We start from the raw sequence: 8,600 nt of genomic DNA, 5'->3' as shown, positions 1-8,600 counted from the left end.
ACTCTCAATACCCCGAAAGGTATCTACCGTTCGACTTGCATGCCTAATCCACGCCGCCAGCGTTCGTCCTGAGCCAGGATCAAACTCTCCATCATTACTAAAATGATTGAACTGACAAGAGCTTCTTATTCACATTCCCACTCTATAAATTTCAAAGAACGACTTGCCGCAGGAATCAATCTCAGCGACAAGGTTTAGTCACACTCTTTGGGGGGCTTTTTTTGTCAATACATTTTTTTGCTGATCGTCGAATACTAGGATTGTGAATGCCTCTAAATACCATTCGTGCAATGCATAACAAGGCAGGAAAAAATCTATGGTTTTCACGTTATTTCATTATTCTCGCCGGGTTTTATCTGCGATTACGCTTGGGGATCTGCGAATGAACTCATCTATACCCGAGAGGCGTATCGGCCTCCGCCTGTACGACTGCGTCGATATCTGCATGTTATTTTCCTCCTTTCCTATAATAGTACCGAACCAGATATAGAGCCGTTATCATCGAGTGACAGCAAGAATAATGGGATTATATCTGCTTCGATAATACAGAATTCACAGTGGCACTTCAGTCCTTCAGTGTTACAGTGTTCTAGTTGAAGGCAGGTTGGAGTACGAACTACTAAGCGACAATAAATAGCTGAAAAAACCCGTGGATTTCACGGGTTTATACTTTTGGATGCGATAATACGGTTCTAGAAAGTGAATTGCACTCCAAAGGAAAAAGAAGTGATCACTTCCCTGCTCCCCCGGATCTTTCCGTCTCCATTTACATCATTATACATCTCACTATATCGACCCACAATGTCGGCATTTTCACCGATGCTGTACACTACACTGCCCATCACAGTGGCATTGGCATTGCGAGGTTCCAGGAAATCTATGTAGCGGGCATTGTTCTGGCTGTAGTTGATGCTAGCTTCTTTCAGGTTCATGATGTTATGAGGATTTGCTGTGAGGTTTATCCACAAGGATTTTCCGGTCGTAACGTCTTTGCCATACATATCCTGATAGGCCAATTTGAAATAACCCAGATCCAGGATATCGCCGCGCAGATATCCAAACCATCCCACCGATGACTTAGTAGTGCGCAATAGGTCTTCTTTACTGCTGAGGGAGTAGACAGATTGCACCAAAGTGTCTCCAGGTACTTTCACAACATTTATGAAAGAGCGTTGTTCATCGTAGAGTCTATCGAAATATCCGGGTAGAAATTCGTCCGAAAAGTTACGCATCTCCAGTTTGGCATCGAAAATGAGGAACTTCGCTGCGAAACCGGGGAAAGTGATGCCGCTACCGTATTTGTCGATCATCGCATACTCTCCATAATGATCCAGAGTAAGGTATGATGTGTTGACCAGAGGGAGGTTGAAATCCACGCTGTAGATCATGATCTCGCGTTCGTCTGTATAGGAAGTGGCCTGGTCTTGCACAATGGAATAGTTGAAGTCATCCGGATCAGCCCCAACCGCGACGTTTGGATATGTATTTGCCACATAGCCATTTATACTGGGATGATCGATGAGACCGGTTCCATTGATATCCGTATCCACGTTGTCCGCAATACCGTCGTCATCAGAATCCAGCCAAGCGGAGGAATCGTTGGGGAACTTATCGTACACATCGGGAATATCATCGTCGTCATCATCGGTATATTTACCTAGCTGATTACGATCCCAACCAACGTTTACACCCAGCTTGAAGCTCTCCAGAAAGGGGATGCCGGAATACTCCAGCGGATTTCCATGTACGCGAGCCGCCAGAATCTCGTTCGTATGAATATTGTGAGTAAAGGCTTCAAAGCCAATGCTCGAAATAGGGCTGTTTACGCCCACATAAGCGCCTACATTCTTCACATCGGGATAACGCAGCATATTTGTATAGTGGTCGAAAATAAGGCCGTGTCCAAGCGTGTAGGAAGGAATGCAGCCGACCTTAAAATAGAAGGGATCCTGCTTTTGGCCGTAGCGAATGAAGTAAATCTTGTTCACATAATCTTGCCAATCCTGCCAGTCATCCTTACGAATCCTACCTTCAGAATCTATTAGAAGATCAATATCCAGGCCAAATCCAAATTTACCTACTCCGATTTCCGGGCGTAACCGCACTTGGGAATAGGTGCTTCCGTTCATGGTTACGGCTCCGATAGCCCCACCAAGACCATAACTCGTGCCTTCAGATTCCTCGTAAACCTCGTCCGGAACGGAATCACCCGGGATAGTGGGTTGCAGTCCCTGAGCCGCAAGCAACAGCGGGAATACAAACATTAAGTATATAAAAACAGTTTTCATGATTTCCTCCCAATATAGGTGTGTGCCCTTAAAACCGATAAACACGTGGATTGTCAAGGGAATTTTCTGTTCTAGAGCTTATTTCAGACAGAATTATGAGGATTTTTATAGATTCCGGGAGACACAGGGGGAGTCAGCAGGGCACGACTTCCTGAGAATCAGAGCCATTCACTTGCATCATAAGTAATTGCATTTATATTCAATCTTACTAAATTAATATTTCCAAGAGTTCACTACAATCATAGCTGCAGATAAAATACTTGACATATTCACGGCTTTACCAATTAGTGATGCAATAAATATTGAGCAAGCTCTGCCAAAGACGACGCTTTCTACCGAAGCAATTCTACAAACGAGACTTCAGGAGATCTATGAAACAACCACTCCAAACTCATGTGTACATCCGAATTCCGGACTCCAGCCCGAGCAAGAATGGTATAACCAGATCATGGTGTAAACAGAACCGTGCCATGATATGCCATGTATGGATCCTTATGCTTGTTGCATTGATGGCAGGCCTTAGCGGTTGTGCGGGATTTGATGCCTCTGTACTGGATACAGCGGAAACATTGGGTAAGGACCAACTGGAGATAGGCTATATTTATAGTCCCGGAATCGATGCTTCAAAATGGAACAAGCAGGAATCGGACGATTTGGGAGATGTGCTATCCATCACTCTTATGCAATCATTGGAAGTGAAATATGGCATCGAGGAAGACCTGGACGGGAGTCTTCGCTTAAGTGCTTCAACTGGAGGATTTAGCTCCAAAGCTTTGCTAAAGAAACAGATATCCAAACAAGACGGGATTTCTACTGCTGTAGCTTTTGGGGGAGGGCTCATTATTGGGAATGAAAACTATTGGGATAATGACAGTAGCATATCCGGCGATATTGATCACCGCCTTTATTCGGCTGAAGCACAGTTGCTGGTGACCCGGGTAATGATCAGAGACATATATGTAACATTGGCGGGAAAAGCGAACATGCACTGGTATCGCACAAAAGAACCGGGGTTTGAAACGTTTGAAGAAACATACAATCATGGCGGTTTGCGACTGGTAATGTCCAGAACTCATAAAGGTCTCACAATGATGATTGAGGGCGGTGTAGAAGCGCCTTTCACAATTGAGAACATAGAAAAAGCATACCCTTGGGGCGGCATGAAACTGTCCTTGAAGCTAAACAGAAAGAACAAGAAATGAAAGAAAACAAATTATACGTATTGGAAAGTATGCCGATACCAAAGGCAATCATGAATCTGGCCATACCTAGCGTGCTTAGCATGCTGGTTAACATACTTTATAACCTAACCGATACCTTTTATATAGGAAAATTGAACGATCCCTATCAAGTTGCAGCAGTATCGATATCCTTACCTCTATTCAGTTTACAAATGGCCATGGCGGGAGTATTCGGAATCGGTGGTGGCAGCTATCTTTCCCGGCTTTTAGGCAAAAAGGACTTGGAGTCTTCAAAGAATACTCTAGCAACCGCAGTATTTAGTTCGGCTGTGATGTCGGTAGTTCTGGGCGTTGTGGGAATCATGTTTATTCCCACTTTTTCCAAAATGGTTGGTGCCAGCGGGGAGATTCTGGTTCACGCCAAGAACTACATGCTCTATATCTTGCTCGGCAGCCCTGTGATCTTACTGAAATTCACTCTGGTTCAGCTTTTACGCGCGGAGGGGGCAGCCAAAGAAGCTATGATCGGTTTGTTTATTGGCACGGGTTTGAACATCGTGTTGGATCCTTTGTTTATTTTCGTCTTCAAGATGGGAGTAACCGGAGCCTCCATTGCTACCGTACTTGGCAATGCAGGCGGCATGATGTATTATCTTTCTTACTATCTTCAAAAGAAGAGTTTAGTCCCGCTGTCTTTTAAGCATGTCAAACTGAAATGGACTTGTTATAAAGAGATCCTCCTGATCGGAATGCCGGCCTCTATTTCGCAAGTGATGCTCAGCATAGGCAATACTATTAGTTTCAGGCTTGCTTCAGTTTACTCGGATCATCATGTAGCTTCATTGGGTGTGGCATCGCGAGTGTTTAGCATCCCAATATTCACCTTCATCGGCATATCTACCGGTATTCAAGCTCTGGTTGGCTACACTTACGGAGCCAGAAACTACAAACGCATGAAAGAGACTATCCGCACTTCAGTACTGATTACTTTGAGCCTGAGTTCAGTTCTCACTGTGCTATTTGCTGTCTTTCCGCGGGAGTTGATCATGATCTTCATAAAAGATCCGATTATTGTAGATATTGGAACAAACATTCTGAAGGCTTATGTCTTTGCGATCCCAACTGCTGCAGTGGGTATGATTATGATGACTAGTCTTCAAGCCATGGGTAAAGCATTGCCCGCTTTGCTGGTATCGCTCTCACGGCAAGGGATTATGTATATTCCGTCCATCCTGATTTTGAACAAATTGTTCGAGTTTAACGGGCTGGTCTTTGCAATGCCGCTGGCGGATCTTCTTGCTACCACTCTCAGCACAACCATGTTGATCATCATCCTGAAGAAGCTCAAGCACCACGAAGCGGTAATATCCGATCCTGAGCCGGTTCTTGTGGCAAATTCGCAATCCACACAAATACTTTGATGCAATGTTAATTGCCTTTTATTATAGGCAGTTAAGGATTTGGCTTGACAGTTAAGCATATTCCAGGATAGGGGCTTAGGTATTGGATAATAACAAAACAGAACATGGAGGAAACATGTCAGATCAACTTAAATATGGTAGTATTAGTTCTCGCAGAGCGATGGAACTGGAAGAAGAATACGGTGCGCACAACTACCATCCGCTGCCCGTAGTTCTGGCAAAGGGAGAGGGAGTATTTATGTGGGATCCTGAAGGAAACCGCTATTACGACTTCCTTTCAGCGTATTCTGCCGTAAACCAGGGCCACTGCCATCCCAAGATCATCAAAGCTTTGTGTGATCAGGCTCAAGTGCTTACTCTCACATCCCGCGCTTTTTACAATAACAAGCTTGGAGAGTATGAGAAGTACATTACGGAATACTTTGGTTACGACATGGTTTTACCTATGAACAGCGGTGCCGAGGGCGTTGAAACCGCTATCAAACTTGCCCGCAAATGGGCTTACAATGTAAAAGGCATAGAGAACAACAACGCTATCATAGTATTCGCCGAAAACAACTTCCATGGTCGCACCGTGACCATCATCACCGCTTCATCGGATCCTGATTGTTATGAAGGCTTTGGTCCCTTCACTCCAGGTATCGTGAGAGTAGCTTACAACGATCCCAAAGCCCTGAAAGACTATTTGGCAAAACACGGCAAGAATGTAGCTGCATTCATCGTGGAGCCTATTCAGGGTGAAGCCGGTGTATTTGTTCCGGACGAAGGTTATCTGAAAGCCTGTTTCGACATCTGCAAGGAACACAATGTGCTGTTCATCGCCGATGAGATCCAATCCGGCATTGCCCGTACCGGCAAGCTTTTGGCCTGCGATTACGAGAATGTACGTCCCGACGTATTGATCCTGGGCAAAGCCATATCCGGCGGTGTTTTGCCTGTTTCAGCCGTTTTGGCGGACAAAGAGATAATGATGCAAATAAAACCTGGACAGCATGGCTCCACTTTCGGCGGATTTCCCTTGGCCTGCGCCGTGGCGAAAGCCGCTCTTGAAGTAGTGAAAGAAGAGAAGCTGGCAGAGCGCGCTTATGAACTGGGAGAATACTTCCGGGAAGAACTGCGCAATCTGAATCACCCCATGATCAAGATTGTTCGCGGTCGTGGCCTGCTGAATGCCATCGTAGTAGAGCCCAGGGACGGCGTGGAAGCTTGGGATGTATGCCTGAAATTGAAAGATAAGGGATTGCTGTGCAAACCTACTCATCGTCACATCATTCGCCTTGCTCCTCCCTTGGTCATCACCAAAGAACAGCTTGCCGAATGCGTGCAGATCATCAAAGAAGTGTTTGCAACTCTGTAAACCAAGTTAGATAATGGGGGCGGGAGCAATCTCGCCCCAGATTTTATGAACCAGATAGCCCCAGATTTCAAGAGCGGTTTTGTTGCCATCATCGGCAAACCAAACACCGGAAAATCCACCCTGATGAACCGGCTTTTGGGCGAAAAGCTCTCCATCACCTCTGCTAAACCTCAAACCACACGTTATGCTGTGAAAGGCATCTGGAACACAGATAAACACCAGATCATCTTCATCGATACTCCCGGCTTCCTGATACCCCGATATGAGATGCAGGAGCGCATGGCACGTATTATCAGCGACAGTTATAAAGACGTGGATTTAGTGATCTTTCTTACTCAAGTGCAAGGCTTTCCTACTGATTACGATCTCCAAGTACTGGACTTGCTGAAGAATGTAAAGAGTCCCGTCCTGGCGGTATTCAATAAGACTGATTTGGAACTGGACATCGATCGGGAGAGCTTGAAGAGCAACCTTCCCAATACTGTGGATAAGTGCCTCTTTGTGTCTGCACTCACCGGAGATGGAATAGAAGAGCTCATCGATAATATCCGCTTTTATGTGCCTTTTCACGCTCCCTTTTATGATGAAGATCAGCTTTCAGACCTTCCTCTTCGTTTTTTTGCCAAAGAGCTGATCCGGGAAGCCATATTTCACCAGTTTGAAGAAGAAATCCCCTATGCTACAGCCGTGCTGATTGAGCGTTTCCAGGAATTACCTGCCAAAGTAGTGGTGGATGCCGTAATCTGGATCGAGAGAAGTTCTCAAAAGCCCATTTTGATCGGAAAGGGAGGGCAAAATCTGAAGAAGATACGCGAGTATGCCGAAGTTCAACTCAGTGAATTTTTACAATTCCCCGCCGAGATCCACCTCTTCGTAAAGGTGAATGAAAACTGGCGTAAAAAGCCTCATTCGCTGAAAGAGCTGGGGTTCAAATAGTTCTTATCCGCTGATTACCGCAGAAACCAGGTTCTTCTCGTCGATCTGAATCAAGACGATATTGATCGCCGATGTAATGGGAACAGCCAATACCATCCCCACGATACCCCACACCCAACCCCAAAATATCAGGGAAACCAGTACCATGATGGGGCTTAAATTCATTTTTTGACCCTGGATTTTGGGTTCCAACACGTTTCCAAACAGCATCTCTGTAGCAATTAGCAGAATGGAAAAACTAATGGTTCTCAGATCCAATCCCGACTGCAGGAAGCTGATCAGGATGGGAATACCCGTAGAGATGATGCTGCCAATATTGGGAATAAAATTCATTATAAAAACCAGAATGCCGCACACCAGCACAAAATCCACTCCATACATCATCATCAGGATCATACTCAATATGGCCGTGCACAGACTGATAACCGTCTTGGTGAGCAGATAGCGCTGGATTTGTTGTTGGATATTGCCCAATGTAGTCTCGGTTCGTTTCAGATCATCTTCACTTAATACAGTGTTCAAACGTTTTGCGAGGCTTCCATCCTGCGCTACGATAAACATAAGAAAGATGATGATCAGGAAGAAATTCCAGCCTATATCAACCGTAGTAGCCATCAGATTGGATATCGCCCCAGAGATGGAAAAACCTCCCGGAGAGATCAATTGCGAAAGATTGTAATTGAAGCCCTCCTCCATGGCCAGATTAAAGCGGGCAGAAAACTCCTGAACATACATCATTGCAGACTGAAGCCTCTGGATCAGGCTGGCCTGATAGCGTGGAAAGCCGGTTACCAAAGAATTTGCCGCTGAAAAGAGCAACATTGTGGATGCTATCATCAAGGTAATGATGATCACTAGCATCACTACCATGATAACGCTGATGTGTACTTTCTTCTTACGCAGATACTTATTCAACGGAGCAAAAACAAAGCTAAGGAATACAGCAAATACCAAAGGGATAAAGATGGATTTGAGGGTTCTGAAAATTAGTACTAACATGGGGATCGCGATAATGGTTAGTAGGATGCGGATCCACCGCAGTTCCAAGTCAGTTCTGTTGCACTCTTTGGCCATAAATTCTCCTTCTGCTAGCTTCGCTGATAATATATCGATCTTTTGTCAATGAAGCATGTCCCCATACTTTTGTCAAGGATTCGATTCCATGTTCTCTTTCCAGATCGAGATTTGCAATAAGCACAGAGAAAAAGCACAGAGAAAGTGTCTTAAAAAGTGTCTTAAAAAGTGTCTTAAAAAGTGTCTTAAAAAGTGTCTTAAAAAGTGCTTCAGAACTTGAGTGGTAACCCTTTAAAGTATACAGGGTCATTGATGATAAGATAGTCATTTCTGAAGGCATCGCAAAGGATGGGAGGGAAGATGAGTTTCATTGGTTTTAAACACTTGTTATCCATATAGATAA

At 44.8% G+C, this 8,600-nt stretch carries 6 protein-coding genes and 1 rRNA gene; 4 read left to right on the top strand and 3 right to left on the bottom strand.

Annotated features, from left to right (window positions below; all coding sequences use genetic code 11):
* Positions 1–95, bottom strand: a 16S ribosomal RNA gene (locus PHF32_08045); the annotation flags it as partial.
* A gap of 597 nt (positions 96–692) precedes the next feature.
* On the bottom strand, positions 693–2,288 hold the full coding sequence (locus tag PHF32_08040; GenBank protein MDD4560666.1) for a hypothetical protein: 1,596 nt from the start codon (positions 2,286–2,288) through the stop codon (positions 693–695).
* Positions 2,289–2,659: 371 nt separating this feature from the next.
* On the opposite strand from PHF32_08040, the gene PHF32_08035 reads away from it, so the two are divergent.
* From PHF32_08035 to era, 4 genes are all read left to right on the top strand, one after another.
* Complete coding sequence (locus PHF32_08035) at positions 2,660–3,490, top strand: hypothetical protein (protein ID MDD4560665.1); 831 nt, start codon at positions 2,660–2,662, stop codon at positions 3,488–3,490.
* Positions 3,487–4,890 carry an MATE family efflux transporter gene (locus PHF32_08030; GenBank protein ID MDD4560664.1) on the top strand — a complete coding sequence of 468 codons (1,404 nt, stop codon included), beginning with the start codon at positions 3,487–3,489 and terminating at the stop codon, positions 4,888–4,890. Before PHF32_08035 ends, PHF32_08030 begins: the two co-directional genes overlap by 4 nt.
* 115 nt (positions 4,891–5,005) lie before the next feature.
* A complete protein-coding gene (rocD, locus tag PHF32_08025) occupies positions 5,006–6,247 on the top strand; it encodes an ornithine--oxo-acid transaminase (protein MDD4560663.1) in 1,242 nt (413 codons plus the stop codon).
* 45 nt (positions 6,248–6,292) lie between these two features.
* Complete coding sequence (era, locus tag PHF32_08020; GenBank protein ID MDD4560662.1) at positions 6,293–7,183, top strand: GTPase Era; 891 nt, start codon at positions 6,293–6,295, stop codon at positions 7,181–7,183.
* Between the two features lie 3 nt (positions 7,184–7,186).
* Here era and PHF32_08015 read toward each other — a convergent pair whose 3' ends face one another.
* Positions 7,187–8,257, bottom strand: a complete 1,071-nt coding sequence (locus tag PHF32_08015; GenBank protein MDD4560661.1) for an AI-2E family transporter — start codon at positions 8,255–8,257, stop codon at positions 7,187–7,189.
* Positions 8,258–8,600: the final 343 nt, after the last annotated feature.

It is taken from the genome of Candidatus Cloacimonadota bacterium, from assembly GCA_028706475.1.
Classification (GTDB): Bacteria; Cloacimonadota; Cloacimonadia; order Cloacimonadales; family Cloacimonadaceae; genus UBA5456.
This window is presented reverse-complemented; position numbering and strand designations above follow the sequence as displayed.